The sequence below is a fragment of the Pseudomonas anatoliensis genome, from assembly GCF_017976235.1.
Lineage (GTDB): Bacteria > Pseudomonadota > Gammaproteobacteria > Pseudomonadales > Pseudomonadaceae > Aquipseudomonas > Aquipseudomonas anatoliensis.
In genome coordinates, this window is record NZ_JACVHC010000001.1 from 345,461 (window position 1) to 363,144 (window position 17,684).

Consider the following 17,684-nt stretch of genomic DNA (forward strand, 5'->3'; position numbering starts at 1 on the left):
CCTCTTTCCGCCCGCCGGCATGGTCGCCGGGTGACATCGTTGCAAGCGGCGGATAACGCGAGGGTGATTGGGGGATTACAATTTCGTCATGTGGAAGGCTTTGCCAGATCGGTTCGCTTCAAGGCTGCAATGGGGGCGACGGTTTGTGGAAAAGCGTCTGACGCTCATTCACGTTTCAACGACTCGCGTACGGTTTTCAATATCGGCAATTCAAAAGCGTTGTGCCCGGCGCGCAATAGACGGCTGCGCACGGGCTGGCGCTGCCGTAACCAACGCAGGCTGGACATGCCGAAGGGGTCTTTGATGCCCTGAATTATCAGGGTGTCGGAATTGAGCGAAACGTTTTCGCTGTCCGCACTGAAGAAGTAGCGATTGACGTGGTAATGCAATTCCAGACGGATGGCGAGAATGGCTTCTTCATCGGCAAACCTACCGAGAGCATCCATTGGCATTGTCTGCCCGTTGAGTCGTAACGAAGCACGCAACCAGTGAATGGCGGCTTGGTGCTGTTGGTCACGACAGCCATCATTCAATATTTGCTGGATATCGCGCGTGGTACCGCCACCGGTATGGCGCAAGGCTGCGTTTATTGCTTCTTCATAGGCGTAAGTGTTCGCTGCAAACGGAACGAAAACAGACACCAACGTGGTTTTCAGCAAAGTGGCGGGGTATCGCTGCTGGTATTGAATGGCCAGCCAGGTGCCCCAGGAGACACCCAGCAAACTGATGCGCTGCAAACCAAGGTGCAGGCGCAAGGCGTTGAGGTCTTCGACATTCAGGGCGGTGGTGTTGTCGCGAGTCTGCCCGTACGGGCGTGATCGGCCACATCCGCGCTGATCAATCAAAATCACGTCGAAGCAACTCAGGTCGAAGAACTCCAGGTGATGACGGCTGCAGCGCCCACCCGGGCCCCCGTGCAAGAAGAATACGGGCTCACCACCGCGTGTTCCGTGGCGCTCCCAGTACAGTTGATGGCCGTCAGCGGTGAGAAGGTATCCGTTGAGGCGGGTCATGCGGCGGGAAGCGTCAGGCGGTAAAACTGGAACAACTCTTGCCGCCCGCTGCGCGCCGCCACACTGGAAATAATCACCAGACCAAAGGTGTGAGCCAGCCAGGGCATGGCAAGCAACACCGGCGTATGACCAAACACGAGGATCGTGCCACCGGGCTTTACGCAACGCACCAGGCTTTCAAACGCGCTGTGTGCTTCGCGGCGGGTCATGACTTCGGCATTGAGGAAACGAAGGATCAGCACGTCGCAGCGAATATGAGCGTCGATGCACGCTGTCGCCTCCATCACGCGAAACTGCGCAGTGGATGTTGCGTGACGCTGTTGCGCATATTCAATCATCGAGGCCGAACGGTCTGTGCCGAGGTAGCGGCCGTCGGTGAGTTCGGCAGCCAGATGGGCGATGAAGTCACCTGTCGAGCAGGCCGGGTCGTAAACCAGGTCGTCCGGTTTGAGCAATGGACGAAGTACGCTCACGCAGTGTTCGCGAAAGTGGCACTCGTCTGCGTTCAGTTGCGCAGCCAGCAATTCGTTTCCCTGCCAGTAATCGGCGGGGCAAACGGCCTCGTCACCACAATCATCGATGACAGCAAAGGGGAAATGTATCTCGCTGTCCGGGCTGTTCAGCGCGGCTTCGAAGGCTTCGATTCTTTCTTTCAACGTTGATGTTTGAAAATAGATCGACACGCCGTCGTTGCCCCATTGCGACTGCCTGTGGGGGCCGAGCAACATGGTGGGGTTCAACAGGCTGCTCAGGCCCCAGCGATTGCAAGGGTCTCGCTGCAAGACTTTGCGGCCGACCCAGTCACGGTCGCGGACCCGCAGAATAAATACCTGATGCAGGCCGTTGCGAGTCGATTCGACGAAACAACCGATCGGGCCGGCGCTTGTGATGTGGTCGGACAGGTTTTTTGCCAGTTCCAGTTCATGCCCCTTTGAGCAGACGATGGCTTGGTTGTTCATGAGCTCACTCCGTGAAGCTGTTTGTCCAACCCTCGACCTCGGGCGTGGGGAATCACCACGTTGCCGCTGGACACGACGAAGAACCGTTCCAGACCGGGTATCACCACATTGACCAGGCTGGTGCCGAGGCTCGTTTGATGCACAGTGGATACGCCGAGGTGGCGCCCGTGTTGTTGAAGATCGGTAGTCAGCTGTTCAATCTGCAGGGGCAATGGTCTTTGCGGGCTGGCCTCGGGCAAGGTCACCGTGGAGTGAGCGCAGCGATGCAGCAGATCCTCAGGATTGAATAGCAGGCAGCGCAATAGTCGGGGGAAGGGACTTAAGTGGCGCTTCGCGTTGAGCAAATGCTGCGTGTATTCGGGCCCCGCCGCGGCGTGATGCAACTGCACCAGTTCCGTCAGCGCCCGCCAGGCAGCATGGCGCGGATCCAGGGAGCAACCTGAACCGAATACATGAATCCGGGCACCGGGTGTGGCGCAAAAAGCCAGGAAAGTGCGCGCAACGAATTCGGTACTGATATCCACCAGCACGACCTCTGCGCCGATTTCCCTTTCGACATCCGCCCACAGTTGGCCCAGGGTATCGCCATGGTCGGGGCGGGTGATCCGGCGCACTGGCGGGTGATTCTGATAATAAAAATGATCCAGCAAAAACAACGAAACAGCGTCCCGTTCGATGCATTCATTGATGGCATGCAGCAGGGCTTCGTTGTAACTGGCGCCGATGGCCGTGCCGCTGTTGCTCGAGTAACGGCGCAAGGCGCGGCAGTCCGCGGTCTGCTGATCAAACAACTGCTGCGTGTTGGGTGACGTCAGCGCGAGCGGGTAATAAAAAGGGTCGTGTCGTTGAGGGCAGGTGTAGCGTCGACAGGCGATTCGGCGGTTCTGCTGGCGGGTAATGAGTCGCACCGGGTCTTCGTTGAACATCGCGTTGTCTGCGAAGTAGTCCACGGGAATAGCGTGGGCATTCTCAACCGGGAACGAGTCTGTCCAATAGTGTTCAAGCGTTTCGTAGAGCGCACCGATGGCTGCCTGAACTGCATAACCTTTGCCGGCGCCGCGCGCGACAGGCAGACCTTTGCTGTCAGTAAAGGTCGCCTGTACCGCAACAACGTCCTGACCCAAGGTGAGCGTAGCGGGTGTCATTCCCAGTCGACTCAATTCAGTTTGAATGCGCTGGTATGCCTGATCTGCTGTCAGTTCTCGCTCGATCATCCTGATACTGTCCATGCTATCCATCCTCAAAAAGAACGGGGGCTTTCACCCCCGTTCGTTGACTCACTGCGCGTCGAGTTCGGCCAGTTCTTCCTCACTCAGTTGCAGTGCTTCGATGTGCTCCGGATCGCGAGCTTGCTCCTCGTCCAGTTCAACGATTTTGTTGGCGTTCCAGCTGGCCATGTAGCCCATAGGTCAATTCCTTTTTCTTTTTGGATGAAAGTGCATTTGCTTGCACGGACCGAATCTATAAGGCGGGCTGTGATGGGTCAAAAATGTCCGGAAGTTTCAGTTCCGGGATGGATGGGAGGGTGAAATGCGTACACATCATCTTGTGATTGAAATGCGGGATAGTCAGGATTCAGCGGCTTTTTCCGAGGGGCACGGTTGTTATTTTTCTGGGGGATTTGGTGTGCCCGAGAGGGTTTCTTGCTGAGGGGACGTGGGATATTTCAGCGGTTTTTTTGGGAAAAGAGGGTCTGGCAATCAGCTCCCGGGAATTTTCCATCGCAGGTAATGAGTTTTCCTTGCGCTGATTGAAGGCTTTCCTACAACTACAGAAGGGTAGGTATCAGGCGCAGAAGGGACCGGTGCTGCACGTATATCCACAAAAACAAAAACGGCACCCGAAGGTGCCGTTTCCATTTGCAGCTAAATCCAGCCGAGCAATCAGCCCGCCAGACCCGCCTGCTGAACCAGTGTCAGCAACGGCTGCGGGTAAACGCCGAGGAAGAACGCAACCAGGGCGATGGCCAGCAGCATTACGCCGCCCGCCTTTTGTTCCCAGTGCAACTCGGCATCGTGGCGACGCAGGTTCGGCTCGATCAGGTACAGGGTGACCATCACGCGCAGGTAGTAGAAGACGCCGATGGCGCTGCCCAGTACCAGCGAACCCACCAGCCACCATTGGTGCGACTCGACACCGGTAGCGATGATGTAGAACTTGCCGATGAAGCCAGCAGTCAGCGGGATACCGGCCAGGGACAGCATCATCACGGTCAGTACGGCGGTCAGGTATGGACGGCGCCAGAACAGGCCGCGATACTCGTACAGCGCGTCTGCGTCACGGCCCTTGTAAGGCGAAGACATCAGGGTGATCACGCCGAAAGCGCCGAGGCTGGTGATCACATAAGTAACCAGATACACGCCGATGGCTTCCACCGCCAGACCCTTACTCGCCACAAGTGCGATCAGCAGGTAGCCGAAGTGCGCGATGGACGAGTAACCGAGCAGACGCTTGAGGTTGCTCTGGGTCAGGGCCAGCAGGTTACCGAACAGGATCGAGGCAACGGCGATCACACTCAGCACGTCGCTCAGTACGCCACTGCTTGCAGCAGGGGAGATCTGGAACAGGCGCACCATCACCGCGAACACGGCAACCTTGGAAGCGGTCGCGAGAAACGCGGCGACCGGTGCCGGAGCACCTTCGTACACGTCCGGCGTCCACAGGTGGAACGGTACCAGCGACAGCTTGAACGCCAGACCGATCAGCATCATGCCCAGGCCCAGTTGTGCCAGCGGGCTAGGCAGACCAGTGGCAGCCAGTGCCTGACCGATACCGGTGAAGCTCAGCGAACCAGCGTCTGCGTACAGCAGTGCCATACCGAACAACAGGAACGCGGAACCGGCGGCCGACAGCACCATGTACTTGATGCCGGCTTCCAGCGAACGCTTGTTGAAGAAGGCGTAAGCCACCAGACCGTAGACCGGCACCGACAGCAGTTCCAGACCGATGAACAACCCGGCCAGGTGCTGCGCGCTGACCAGAACCAGGCCACCGGCGGCGGCCATCAGGATCAGCAGGTACAGTTCTTCACGGTTGCCCGGGTAACCCGAACCGCCGTCGCCCAAATAGGCGTGGGCGAGCGTGACGCAGGCGAGGGTGGCGACCAGGATCAGCGCCATGTACAGGCAGGCGAACGCATCGATCTGCAGCAATGGGGTCACGGCCAGAGGCGCGACTTTCAAGGCAGGCAGGATCGACAGCAAGGCCAGGTTCAGACCGGCGACCGAGATCAGGAAGGTCTGCGAGTGATTGCGGCGCCAGGCGATTGCCAGCATCACCACGATAATGGTGAGGCTGGTGATCAACAGTGGCGCAAGCGCAATAAAGTGTTGAATCGTGAATTCCATAGCGCTCTTACCGGGCCGAAGCGAGTTGAGTGAAGGCGGTGCCGAGCCACTGCTGTACGCCATGCATCGTGGCGGCAGAAGTGTCGAGGAACGGTTGCGGGTAGACGCCGAGGTAAATCAGCAGCACCGCAAGGCCTAGCACCATGATCAGTTCGCGAGCGTCCATACCGTGCAGAATCGAATCCGATTTCGACGGACCGAAGTACGCACGGTGGATCATGATCAGCGAGTAGACCGAACCGAACACCAGACCGGAGGTGGCAATCGCAGTGATCCAAGGCCAACTGGCGAAAGAACCGATCAGGATCAGGAACTCGCCGACGAAGTTACCCGTGCCCGGCAAGCCCAACGACGCGGCTGCAAAGAACAGGCTGATCGCCGGCAGGTAAGCAATACGCGACCACAGACCGCCCATCTCACGCATGTCACGAGTGTGCAGACGCTCGTACAACTGACCGCTGAGGATAAACAGTGCGGCTGCCGAAACACCGTGCGCCAGCATCTGGATCACTGCACCTTGCAGGGCCAGTTGGCTGCCGGAGTAGATGCCGATCAACACGAAGCCCATGTGGGAAACGGAAGAGAAGGCGATCAGACGCTTGATGTCAGTTTGCGCGAACGCCAGGAACGCACCGTAGAAGATCCCGATCAGACCGAGGGTCATGGCGATCGGCGCGAACTCGGCCGAGGCATTCGGGAACAGCGGCAGGGCGAAACGCAGCAGGCCGTAAGCAGCGGTTTTCAGCAGGATACCGGCGAGGTCGACGGAACCTGCGGTCGGCGCCTGGGCGTGAGCATCAGGCAACCAGGAGTGGAACGGTACGACTGGCAGCTTGACCGCGAAGGCGATGAAGAAGCCGAGCATCAGGATGTACTCGGTGGTCATCGACATCTTGGTTTTCAACAGGTCGGCGTAGTTGAAGGTAATCACGCCAGTGTTGTTGAAGTTGACCAGTACCAGACCGAGGATCGCCACCAGCATGATCAGGCCGGAAGCCTGAGTGAAGATGAAGAACTTGGTTGCTGCGTAGATCCGGGTTTTCTTGCCGTCCGAAGAACTGTGACCCCAGAGCGCGATGAGGAAGTACATCGGCACCAGCATCATTTCCCAGAAGAAGAAGAACATGAACAGGTCGAGGGCGAGGAACACGCCGACAACACCGCCCAGGATCCACATCAGGTTCAGGTGGAAGAAGCCAACGTGACGTTGAATCTCTTTCCACGAGCAGAGTACCGAGAGGATACCCAGCAGACCGGTCAGCAGGATCATCAACAGCGACAGGCCGTCGAGGGCCAGGTGCACGCTGATGCCGAAACGCGCGATCCAGATATGCTTGAACTCAAGCGCCCAGGTCGGATCGGCGCCAGGCGCCGGGGCAAATGAATAGTTGCCGGTAGCCCACAGCCAGAGGCCGATCGCGAGCAACAGGGACATGGTGATCAGCGCAATCCAGCGGGGCAGGGTAGCGCCGAAGCGCTCACCCATCCAGCACAGCAGGCCGCCGATGAAGGGGATCAGGATTAGCCAAGGCAGAATCATGACGGGCTCGTTTCCTTTCGCAAATTCGCAAGGTTCATATCAGACCGCTACCAGCACGATGGCGCCAATAACCAGCACGGCACCAGCAGCCATCGAAGCAGCGTACCAACGCAGTTGACCGGTCTCGGTGCGGCTCAGAGCAGTGTGTCCACCCTTGGCCATACGCGGGATCAGACCGATGGTCTGGTCGAGCGGGTCTTTGCGCAGGATGTGGCTGATCGCAAGGTACGGCTTGACGAACAGTTTGTCGTAGATCCAGTCGAAGCCCCAGGCAGCGAACCACCAGGCCGACAGGAAACGCCCGACGCCGCTGTTGGCAATCGCCGTCACGAAGCGACGCTTGCCGAGGAACAGCAGGGCCGCCAGCAGGATACCGGCCAGAGCGATGGCGCCCGAAGCGATTTCCAGACTGTGCTTGGCTTCGCCACCGGCATGGCCAACGCTTTCTGGCAGTACGCCGTGCAGCGGTGGAACGATCATGGCGCCGATGAAAGTCGACAGCACGATCAGCACCGACAGTGGCAACCAGTGAGCAATACCGTGACCGGCGTGCGCTTCAGTCTTGGCTTCACCGTGGAACGTGATGAAGATCAGGCGGAAGGTGTAGAGCGAGGTCATGAACGCGCCGACCAGACCTGCGTAGAGCAGACCGTGGTTGCCGCTGGCGAACGCTTCCCAGAGGATTTCGTCCTTGGAGTAGAAGCCTGCGGTTACCAGTGGCAAAGCAGCCAGTGCCGCGCCGCCGACGATGAAGCTGGCGTAGGCCAGTGGCAGTTTCTTCCACAGACCGCCCATCTTGAAGATGTTCTGCTCGTGGTGGCAGGCAACGATCACCGCACCGGAAGCAAGGAACAGCAGCGCCTTGAAGAACGCGTGGGTCATCAGGTGGAAGATCGCACCATCCCATGCGCCAACGCCCAGCGCCAGGAACATGTAGCCGATCTGGCTCATGGTCGAGTAGGCGAGGATACGTTTGATGTCGGTTTGAACCAGAGCGGCGAAACCGGCGAGTACCAGCGTCACACCACCAACGATGCCGACCAGGTGCAGGATGTCCGGCGCCAGGGTGAACAGACCGTGGGTACGCGCGATCAGGTAAACACCTGCGGTCACCATGGTCGCGGCGTGGATCAGTGCCGAAACCGGGGTCGGACCGGCCATCGCGTCCGCGAGCCAGGTTTGCAGCGGCAGTTGCGCCGATTTACCGACCGCACCGCCCAGCAGCATCAGAGTCGCCAGGGTGATCCAGAAGTCGCCGACCTGGAATTTCTGCGGTGCCAGCACCAGCAGTTCCTGGATGTTCAGCGTGCCCACTTGCTGGAACAGGATGAACAGGCCGATGGCCATGAACACGTCGCCGATCCGGGTCACGATGAAGGCCTTGAGTGCGGCGTTACCGTTGTTGCGGTTGCTGTAGTAGAAACCGATCAACAGGTACGAGCACAGGCCCACGCCTTCCCAGCCGAAGTACAGGAACAACAGGTTATCGCCCAGGACCAGGAACAGCATGCTGGCGATAAACAGGTTGGTGTACGAGAAGAAGCGCGAGTAACCGGCTTCACCGCGCATGTACCAGGAGGCGAACAGGTGGATCAGGAAACCTACGCCCACCACCACGCCGAGCATGGTGATCGACAGGCCGTCGACGTAGAGCGCGAAGTCAGGCTTGAAGCCTTCCACCGCCATCCACTGCCACAGCACCAGGGTGTAGTGACCGCCTTCGGGAGGCGCGACGTTGAATTGCCAGATGACGTAGGCGGTGACAATCGCCGACAAGCCAATGGAACCCACGCCGATCAGCGCCGAGAGGTTTTCCGACCAGCGTCCACGAGAGAACGACAGCAGCAGGAACCCGATCAGGGGGAATACGAAAGTCAGAAAGATTAGGTTCATCCGCGCATCTCACTGGCAGCGTCGATATCGAGCGTGTGGAAGCGGCGATACAGCTGCAGCAGGATCGCCAGACCAATACTGGCCTCGGCGGCTGCAAGGCTGATCACCAGGATGAACATGATCTGTCCATCCGGCTGGCCCCAACGGGCGCCTGCAACGATGAAGGCCAGTGCAGAGGCGTTCATCATCACTTCCAGACTCATCAACACGAACAAAATGTTACGACGAACCATCAGGCCGACGAGGCCTAGGCAGAACAGGATGCCGGCAACCGCCAGACCATGCTCAAGAGGGATAGCAGGCATAAATTACTCCGTCGCCTCGTTGCGGCCCAAATGGAACGCCGTGACGGCTGCGGCAAGCAGCAGCATCGAGGCGAGTTCGACCACCAGCAGATACGGGCCGAACAGGCTGATGCCCACGGCTTTTGCATCGACGGTGGTGTGGCCGATGGCCTGGCCGCTCTGGTGAGCGAACAGCACATACAGCAATTCGGCCAGCAGCAGACCGGCGAGAATTACCGGTCCGGCCCAGATACCGGGCTTGAGCCAGACGCGTTCCTGCTGAACCGCGGCGGGGCCGAGGTTGAGCATCATTACCACGAACACGAACAGCACCATGATGGCGCCAGCGTAGGCGATCACTTCCAGCACGCCGGCGAATGGAGCGCCGAGTGCAAAGAAGGTCATGGCCACGGCGATCAACGAGATGATCAGGTAGAGCAGGGCGTGCACAGGGTTGGTGTTGGTGACCACACGAAGCGTGGCCACAACCGCGATACCCGATGCGAAATAGAAAGCGAATTCCATCGTTCTTCCTTAAGGCAGCAAGCTCTTCACGTTGATCGGTTCGGCTTCGTTCTGTGCAGCGCCTTTCGGCTTGCCAGCGATTGCCATACCTGCAACACGATAGAAGTTGTAATCAGGGTTTTTGCCGGGGCCGGAGATCAAAAGATCTTCTTTCTCGTACACCAGGTCCTGACGTTTGAACTCGGCCATCTCGAAATCCGGTGTCAGCTGGATTGCGGTGGTCGGACAGGCTTCCTCGCAGAGACCGCAGAAAATGCAGCGCGAGAAGTTGATACGGAAGAAGTCCGGGTACCAGCGACCGTCTTCGGTTTCAGCTTTCTGCAGCGAGATGCAACCCACCGGGCACGCCACGGCGCACAGGTTGCAGGCTACGCAGCGTTCTTCGCCATCGGGGTCGCGGGTCAGGACGATGCGACCACGGTAGCGGGGTGGCAGGTAGACCGCTTCTTCCGGATATTGCAGGGTGTCGCGCTTGCGAAAGCCATGGCCGAAGACCATGACCAGGCTGCGCAACTGGGTACCGGTACCCTTAATGATGTCGCCAATATATTTGAACATGGGTCAAATCCTCACTGAACCGCAACTGCAGGCGTGTTCCACAACACGACCGCAGCGGTCACCAGCAAATTGATCAGGGTCAGTGGCAGGCAGAATTTCCAGCTGAAGTCCATCACCTGGTCATAACGCGGACGCGGGATAGAGGCGCGCAGCAGGATGAACAGCATGATGAAGAACGCGGTCTTCAGGGCGAACCACAGGAACGACAGTTGCGGCAGGATGCCGAACGGACCGTGCCAGCCACCGAAGAACAGGGTGACCAGCAGCGCCGAGATCAAGATGATGCCGATGTATTCGCCAACGAAGAACATGCCCCATTTCATGCCGGCGTATTCAATGTGGTAACCGTCAGCCAGTTCCTGTTCCGCTTCCGGCTGGTCGAACGGGTGACGGTGAGTCACGGCGACGCCAGCGATGAAGAAAGTACAGAAGCCGAAGAACTGCGGAATGATGAACCACAGGTTTTGCGCCTGGTACTCGACGATGTCGCGCATGTTGAACGAGCCGACCTGCACCACGATGCCCATCAGGGCCAGGCCCATGAACACTTCGTAGGACACGGTCTGCGCCGAGGCACGCAAGGCACCCAGCAGGGCGAACTTGTTGTTACTCGACCAGCCGGCGAACAGCACTGCGTAGACCGACAGACCGGCCATGGCAAAGAAGAACAGCAGGCCGATGTTCAGATCCGCGACACCCCAGGTCGGGGTGATCGGGATGATCGCGAACGCAATCAGCAAGGCCGACATGGCCACAACCGGTGCCAGGGTGAAGATCACCTTGTCGGCAAACGGTGGCGTCCAGTCTTCCTTGAAGAACATCTTCAGCATGTCGGCAGCGATCTGGAACATGCCAAACGGGCCAACGCGGTTCGGACCGTAACGGTCCTGCCACCAGCCCAGCAGGCGACGTTCGACAAAGCTGAGTAACGCGCCCGCGACCACAACGGCCAGCAGAATCACGATGGCTTTGACGACCGTCAGGATCACATCGATCACTTCAGGGGTGAACCAGGTCATTGCGCTGCCTCCTGCAGACCGTCGACGGATACGCCGGCGAATGCCGGTGGAATGCCGGCGATGCCCGCAGGCAATGCCACCAGACCTGCGCCCAGTTCTTCATTGATGCGCAGCGGCAGACGCAGGGTCTGACCGGCCACGTTCAGGCTCAGCAGTGCACCTTCGTTGACGCCCAGGCGATCCGCTTCGGATTTGGCCAGTGCAACGTAAGCCGCCGGAATGCGTTCCTGAACCGGCGCGGCTTTCGAAGAGTTTTCTTCGCTGCCGAACAGGTGGAAGAACGGCACGGCTTGCCAGGTACCCGGCGCCGGATTGAATGCACGCGGAGCAGCAGCGAACCAGTTCAGCGAATCGCCCGTGCTTTCGATCAGGCGGGTGCCCGGATCGCCAGCGCGGATGTGACCACCGACTTCGTCCTGGAACTTGTTCCAGGCTTGCGGCGAGTTCCAGCCCGGCGACCAGGCAAACGGCACTTGCTGACGCGGTTCGGCAGAGCCCGAGTAACCTTCCATGGAGAAAGAGAACGCGGTGTCTTTGTCTTGCGGCGTGCGTGGTTCGTGAACGCTGATGTCGGCGCGCATCGCGGTGCGACCGGAGTAACGCAGCGGCTCACGCGCCAGTTTCAGACCCTTGATGCGGAATGCGGCAGACGGCGCAGCATCGACGATACGCGCCAGTTGCGCGGTGCTCGAAGCAACGGCAGCGGTGACGTGGTCGAGTTGCGTCCAGTCGATCGGCTGATTCAGCAAGGTGGCGCGCAAGGCGTGCAACCAGCGCCAGCCTTCGTGCACCAGAATGCTCGCGTCCAGGTATTGCGGATCGAAAACCTGGAAGAAGCGCTGGGCGCGACCTTCCTGGCTAACCAAAGTACCGTCGCCTTCAGCGAAGCTGGCGGCTGGCAGAACCAGATGCGCGCGATCGCTGGTAGCGGTTTTCTGATGGTCAGCGACGATCACCACTTTCGCGGCGTTCAGGGCTGCATCGACTTTGTCTTTGGCGGTGCGGGTGTAGAGATCGTTTTCCAGCACGACGATAGCGTCGGCCTTGCCATCGATCACTGCTTGCAGCGCAGCGTCGACCGATTCGCCACCGAGCATCGCCAAGCCGAGGCTGTTGGCTTCCGGCACGATCAGGCTGATGGAACCGTTCTTCTCGCGCAGCTTCAGGGCTTTGGCGATGTTCGCTGCGGCTTCGATCAGGGCTTTTGAACCCAGCGAAGTACCGGCGATGATCAGCGGACGCTTGGCGGCGAGCAGGGCATCAGCGATGCGCTTGGCAAGTTCCAGTGCTTCAGCGTCCAGACCTTCAACGGCCGGTGCGCTGGCATCCAGAGCGTGAGCCACGGCGAAACCGATGCGCGCCAGATCGTCGGGAGCTGCGTGAACGCATTCTTCGGCGATGTCGTCGAGCTTGGTTTCAGCCAGGCTGGCAATGAACAGCGGATTCAGCGCGTGCTGACCGATGTTCTTCACCGCGGCGTCGAGCCATGGCTGGACGCGCATGGCGTCGGCCATTTCTTCGGCTTTGCCCTTGACCGACTGACGCAGCGACAACGCCATACGGGCGGCGGTCTGGGTCAGGTCTTCACCGAGCACGAAAATGGCGTCGTGGTCTTCGATGTCGCGCATGTTCGGTACTGGCAGCGGGCTGTCATTGAGCACTTGCAGAACCAGACGGATGCGCTCCAGTTCGGCCGCTTCGATACCCGAGTAGAAGTGCTCGGCGCCTACCAGTTCACGCAACGCGTAGTTGCTTTCCAGGCTGGCACGCGGCGAACCGATACCGACGATGTTGCGACCGCGCAGCAGATCGGCGGCTTTATCCAGCGCAGCGTCGAGGCCCAGTTTGGTGCCGTCGGCCAGCAGCGGCTGACGTGGACGGTCGGTGCGGTTGACGTAGCCATAACCGAAACGGCCACGGTCGCACAGGAAGTACTGGTTCACCGAACCGTTGAAACGGTTTTCGATGCGACGCAGTTCGCCGTAACGCTCGCCCGGGGAAATGTTGCAACCGCTCGAGCAGCCATGGCAGATGCTCGGGGAGAACTGCATGTCCCACTTGCGGTTGTAACGCTCGGAGTGAGTCTTGTCGGTGAACACACCGGTCGGGCAGACCTCGGTGAGGTTGCCGGAGAACTCGCTTTCGAGGGTGCCGTCTTCAACGCGACCGAAGTACACGTTGTCGTGGGCGCCGAACACACCGAGGTCGGTGCCGCCAGCGTAGTCCTTATAGAAACGCACACAGCGGTAGCAAGCGATGCAGCGGTTCATTTCGTGGGAAATGAACGGGCCAAGTTGCTGGTTCTGGTGGGTACGTTTGGTGAAGCGATAACGGCGCTCGTTGTGGCCGGTCATCACTGTCATGTCTTGCAGGTGGCAATGACCGCCTTCTTCGCACACAGGGCAGTCGTGCGGGTGGTTGGTCATCAGCCATTCGACAACACTGGCGCGGAACGCCTTGGATTCTTCATCTTCGATGGAGATCCAGGTGTTGTCGGTGGCAGGGGTCATGCAGGACATGACGATGCGACCACGGGTGTCGTTCTCGTCGGTGTACTGCTTGACCGCGCACTGGCGGCAAGCCCCGACGCTACCTAGCGCGGGGTGCCAGCAGAAATATGGAATGTCGAGGCCCAGCGACAGACATGCCTGTAACAGGTTGTCTGCCCCGTCGACTTCGAGCGCTTTGCCGTCTACGTGGATAGTGGCCATGGTTCAAAGGTCTTCGTTGGCCCGGTGTCAGCGGGCGTGGCTAATGGAATCTTGTTATCCGTGCGAATCAAACCAGCCTCGAAAGGCGTCATCGCAGGAGGTGAAGAGCACGGGCCCTTCACCTTTATTAAGCGTTTACGCGCCGATTACGATCGGCCTTGCCAGAGGCGGGACGGCGGCGCTGACAGGCGCGATACCGGCTTCGAACTCTGGACGGAAGTATTTGATGGCACTGCCCAACGGCTCCACGGCACCCGGTGCGTGAGCACAGAAGGTCTTGCCCGGGCCGAGGAAACCGACCAGACCCAGCAGGGTCTCGATATCGCCTGGCTGACCACGGCCTTCTTCGATGGCCATCAAGAGCTTGACGCTCCATGGCAAACCATCGCGGCACGGGGTGCAGAAGCCGCACGACTCACGGGCAAAGAACTGCTCCATGTTGCGCAGCAGCGAGACCATGTTGACGCTGTCATCCACCGCCATCGCCAGGCCGGTACCCATACGGGTGCCCACTTTGGCGATGCCGCCGGCGTACATTTGTGCGTCGAGGTGCTCAGGCAGGAGGAAACCGGTACCGGCCCCGCCTGGCTGCCAGGCCTTGAGTTTGAAACCGTCGCGCATGCCGCCGGCGTAGTCTTCGAACAACTCGCGACCGGTAACGCCGAATGGCAATTCCCACAGACCCGGATTCTTGACCTTGCCGGAGAAGCCCATGAGCTTGGTGCCCATGTCTTCAGAGCCTTCGCGGGCCAACGATTTGTACCAGTCAACGCCGTCGGCAATGATCGCCGGCACGTTGCACAGGGTTTCGACGTTGTTCACGCAAGTCGGCTTGCCCCACACGCCGACGGCGGCAGGGAAGGGCGGCTTGGAGCGCGGGTTGGCGCGGCGGCCTTCGAGGGAGTTGATCAGTGCGGTTTCTTCACCGCAGATGTAACGCCCGGCGCCGGTGTGCACGAACAGTTCGAAATCGAAGCCTGAGCCCAGAATGTTCTTGCCCAGCAGGCCAGCTGCCTTGGCTTCTTCCACTGCACGGTTGAGGTGCTTGGCGGCGGTGGTGTATTCGCCGCGCAGGAAGATATAGCCACGGTAGGTTTTCAGCGCGCGAGCACTGATCAGCATGCCTTCGATCAGCAGATGGGGCAGTTGCTCCATCAGCATGCGGTCTTTCCAGGTGTTCGGCTCCATTTCATCCGCGTTGCACAGCAGGTAGCGGATGTTGATGGATTCGTCTTTGGGCATCAGGCCCCACTTAACGCCAGTGGGGAAGCCTGCACCGCCGCGACCTTTGAGGCCTGCGTCTTTCACGGTCTGGACGATGGCGTCCTGATCCATGTCGGCGAAGGCTTTGCGCGCAGCGGCGTAACCGTTCTTGGCCTGGTACTCGTCGAGCCACACGGCTTCGCCGTCGTCACGCAGACGCCAGGTCAGCGGGTGAGTCTCGGCCGACCGCTGAATGCGGTTGGCAGGACCGAAAGATGTCAGGGTCATACGTAGCCCTCGAGCAGTTTGGCGACGCCAGCAGGCTGCACATCACCAAAGGTGTCGTCGTCGATCATCAGCGCCGGTGCCTTGTCGCAGTTGCCGAGGCAGCAGACAGGCAGCAGGGTGAAACGACCGTCGGTGGTGGTCTGACCCAGGCCGATGCCCAGATTGTTCTGGATTTCGCTGACCACCGACTCGTGGCCGCCGATGTAGCAGACCATGCTGTCGCAGACGCGAATGATGTGACGGCCGACGGGCTGACGGAAGATCTGGCTATAGAACGTCGCCACACCTTCAACATCGCTGGCCGGGATGCCGAGCATCTCGCCGATCGCGTACAGGGCGCCATCCGGCACCCAGCCACGTTCTTTCTGAACGATCTTCAGGGCTTCGATCGACGCCGCGCGCGGGTCTTCGTAGTGATGCAGCTCGTGCTCGATGGCCGAGCGCTCGGTTTCACTCAAGGTGAAACGGTCTGTCTGGATAAGCGTGCTGTTCATGCTTAGCGGTCCACGTCGGCCATAACGAAGTCGATACTACCCAGGTACGCAATCAAGTCCGCGACCATGCTGCCTTTGATCACCGAAGGGATCTGTTGCAGATGCGGGAAGCTTGGAGTGCGGATCCGGGTACGGTAGCTCATGGTGCCGCCGTCGCTCGTCAGGTAATAACTGTTGATGCCCTTGGTCGCTTCGATCATCTGGAAGGATTCGTTGGCCGGCATGACCGGACCCCACGAAACTTGCAGGAAGTGCGTGATCAAGGTTTCGATGTGCTGCAGCGTGCGCTCTTTGGGCGGCGGCGTGGTCAGCGGGTGATCCGCCTTGTACGGGCCTTCCGGCATGTTGCGCATGCACTGGTCGATGATCTTGATGCTCTGGCGCATCTCTTCAACGCGCACCATGCAGCGGTCGTAGGCATCGCCATTGGCGGCCAGTGGTACTTCGAACTCGAAGTTCTCGTAGCCGGAGTACGGACGCGCTTTACGCAGGTCGAAATCGCAACCGGTCGAACGCAGGCCTGCACCGGTGACGCCCCATTCCAGGGCCTCTTTGGTGTTGTAGGCGGCAACGCCGATGGTACGACCCTTGAGGATGCTGTTCTGCAGGGCCGCCTTGGTGTATTCGTCGAGGCGTTTTGGCAGCCATTCAACGAAGTCTTTCACCAGTTTTTCCCAGCCGCGCGGCAGGTCGTGGGCAACGCCACCGATGCGGTACCAGGCCGGGTGCAGACGGAAACCGGTAATGGCTTCGATCACCGTGTACGCCTTCTGGCGGTCGGTGAAGGTGAAGAACACCGGGGTCATTGCGCCCACGTCCTGGATGTACGTACCCAGGAACAGCAGGTGGCTGGTGATCCGGAAGAACTCGGCCATCATGATGCGGATGACGTCGACCTTCTCAGGCACCTTGATGCCGGCCAGCTTCTCGACCGAGAGCACGTACGGCAGGTTGTTCATCACGCCGCCGAGGTAGTCGATACGGTCGGTGTACGGAATGAAACTGTGCCAGGACTGACGCTCGGCCATCTTCTCGGCGCCACGGTGGTGGTAACCGATGTCCGGAACGCAGTCGACGATTTCTTCACCGTCCAGTTGCAGAATGATGCGGAACGCACCGTGAGCCGAAGGGTGGTTCGGGCCCAGGTTGAGGAACATGTAGTCCTCGTTCACACCGGAACGCTTCATGCCCCAGTCTTCAGGACGGAAGCGTGCTGCTTCTTCCTCAAGCTGCTGCTTGGCGAGGTTGAGGCTGTACGGATCGAATTCGGTGGCGCGCGCCGGGAAGTCCTTGCGCAGCGGGTGACCTTCCCAGGTCGGCGGCATCATGATGCGCGACAGGTGCGGGTGGCCTTTGAAGTCGATGCCGTACATGTCCCAGACTTCACGCTCGTACCAGTTGGCGTTCGGCCAGATGCTGGTGACGGTCGGCAAGCTCAGGTCGCTCTCGGACAAGGCGACCTTGATCATCACGTCACTATTACGCTCAAGCGACATGAGGTGATAGAACACGGTGAACTCGGCGTCCGATGGCAGCCCTTGACGCTTGGTGCGCAGACGCTCGTCCACGCCGTGCAGGTCATAGAGCATGACGTACGGCTTGGGCAGGTTGCGCAGGAAAGTCAGGACTTCGACGAGTCTGGCACGCGCCACCCACAGCACCGGCATGCCGGTGCGGGTTGGCTGGGCGGTGAACGCCTCCGGGCCAAAACGGTTGTTCAATTCAACGACCACATCCTGGTCGTCTGCCTTATAAGGCGGGATGTACAGAGCGCTGCCTGTAGTCATGGTTATTTATTCGCTTTCGGTCAACGTAAAGAATGAAGCCAGCTTCTCGTTTCTTTGTAAGAA

General features: G+C 59.6%; 15 protein-coding genes. All 15 read right to left on the reverse strand.

Annotation, left to right across the window (positions count from 1 at the left end; all coding sequences use genetic code 11):
- Positions 1-164 precede the first annotated feature (164 nt).
- The 15 genes from ICA16_RS01485 to nuoC all read right to left on the reverse strand — a co-directional run bounded on the left by ICA16_RS01485 (position 165) and on the right by nuoC (position 17,621).
- Positions 165-1,013, reverse strand: coding sequence for an alpha/beta fold hydrolase (locus ICA16_RS01485; protein ID WP_210699757.1), 849 nt, complete (start codon positions 1,011-1,013; stop codon positions 165-167).
- Positions 1,010-1,972 carry a class I SAM-dependent methyltransferase gene (locus ICA16_RS01490; RefSeq protein WP_210699758.1) on the reverse strand — a complete coding sequence of 321 codons (963 nt, stop codon included), beginning with the start codon at positions 1,970-1,972 and terminating at the stop codon, positions 1,010-1,012. Before ICA16_RS01490 ends, ICA16_RS01485 begins: the two co-directional genes overlap by 4 nt.
- Entirely contained in the window at positions 1,969-3,201 is a 1,233-nt protein-coding gene (locus ICA16_RS01495) for a YcaO-like family protein (RefSeq protein ID WP_210699759.1), read from the reverse strand. Before ICA16_RS01495 ends, ICA16_RS01490 begins: the two co-directional genes overlap by 4 nt.
- A gap of 48 nt (positions 3,202-3,249) precedes the next feature.
- The gene (locus tag ICA16_RS28275; protein WP_263480701.1) at positions 3,250-3,378 is read right to left on the reverse strand and encodes a hypothetical protein; all 129 of its coding nucleotides are present in this window, start codon (positions 3,376-3,378) and stop codon (positions 3,250-3,252) included.
- 477 nt (positions 3,379-3,855) lie between these two features.
- Positions 3,856-5,319, reverse strand: coding sequence for an NADH-quinone oxidoreductase subunit NuoN (nuoN, locus tag ICA16_RS01500; protein ID WP_150615224.1), 1,464 nt, complete (start codon positions 5,317-5,319; stop codon positions 3,856-3,858).
- 7 nt (positions 5,320-5,326) lie between these two features.
- Entirely contained in the window at positions 5,327-6,859 is a 1,533-nt protein-coding gene (gene nuoM / locus ICA16_RS01505; protein WP_150592314.1) for an NADH-quinone oxidoreductase subunit M, read from the reverse strand.
- Between the two features lie 39 nt (positions 6,860-6,898).
- Positions 6,899-8,752: an NADH-quinone oxidoreductase subunit L gene (nuoL, locus tag ICA16_RS01510; RefSeq protein WP_095189665.1), complete on the reverse strand. Its 1,854-nt coding sequence runs from the start codon at positions 8,750-8,752 to the stop codon at positions 6,899-6,901.
- Complete coding sequence (nuoK, locus tag ICA16_RS01515) at positions 8,749-9,057, reverse strand: NADH-quinone oxidoreductase subunit NuoK (RefSeq protein WP_003223790.1); 309 nt, start codon at positions 9,055-9,057, stop codon at positions 8,749-8,751. Before nuoK ends, nuoL begins: the two co-directional genes overlap by 4 nt.
- A 3-nt stretch (positions 9,058-9,060) precedes the next feature.
- Positions 9,061-9,561, reverse strand: a complete 501-nt coding sequence (gene nuoJ, locus ICA16_RS01520; protein WP_042559872.1) for an NADH-quinone oxidoreductase subunit J — start codon at positions 9,559-9,561, stop codon at positions 9,061-9,063.
- A gap of 9 nt (positions 9,562-9,570) precedes the next feature.
- The gene (gene nuoI, locus ICA16_RS01525) at positions 9,571-10,119 is read right to left on the reverse strand and encodes an NADH-quinone oxidoreductase subunit NuoI (RefSeq protein ID WP_129394527.1); all 549 of its coding nucleotides are present in this window, start codon (positions 10,117-10,119) and stop codon (positions 9,571-9,573) included.
- Between the two features lie 11 nt (positions 10,120-10,130).
- Positions 10,131-11,138, reverse strand: a complete 1,008-nt coding sequence (gene nuoH, locus ICA16_RS01530) for an NADH-quinone oxidoreductase subunit NuoH (RefSeq protein ID WP_064390680.1) — start codon at positions 11,136-11,138, stop codon at positions 10,131-10,133.
- A complete protein-coding gene (nuoG, locus tag ICA16_RS01535) occupies positions 11,135-13,849 on the reverse strand; it encodes an NADH-quinone oxidoreductase subunit NuoG (protein ID WP_150615225.1) in 2,715 nt (904 codons plus the stop codon). Before nuoG ends, nuoH begins: the two co-directional genes overlap by 4 nt.
- A gap of 135 nt (positions 13,850-13,984) precedes the next feature.
- Entirely contained in the window at positions 13,985-15,340 is a 1,356-nt protein-coding gene (nuoF, locus tag ICA16_RS01540) for an NADH-quinone oxidoreductase subunit NuoF (RefSeq protein WP_103306794.1), read from the reverse strand.
- The gene (gene nuoE, locus ICA16_RS01545; protein ID WP_042559867.1) at positions 15,337-15,834 is read right to left on the reverse strand and encodes an NADH-quinone oxidoreductase subunit NuoE; all 498 of its coding nucleotides are present in this window, start codon (positions 15,832-15,834) and stop codon (positions 15,337-15,339) included. The genes nuoF and nuoE overlap by 4 nt, the downstream gene beginning before the upstream one ends.
- A 2-nt stretch (positions 15,835-15,836) precedes the next feature.
- Positions 15,837-17,621: an NADH-quinone oxidoreductase subunit C/D gene (nuoC, locus tag ICA16_RS01550; protein ID WP_047302093.1), complete on the reverse strand. Its 1,785-nt coding sequence runs from the start codon at positions 17,619-17,621 to the stop codon at positions 15,837-15,839.
- Between the last annotated feature and the right edge of the window lie 63 nt (positions 17,622-17,684).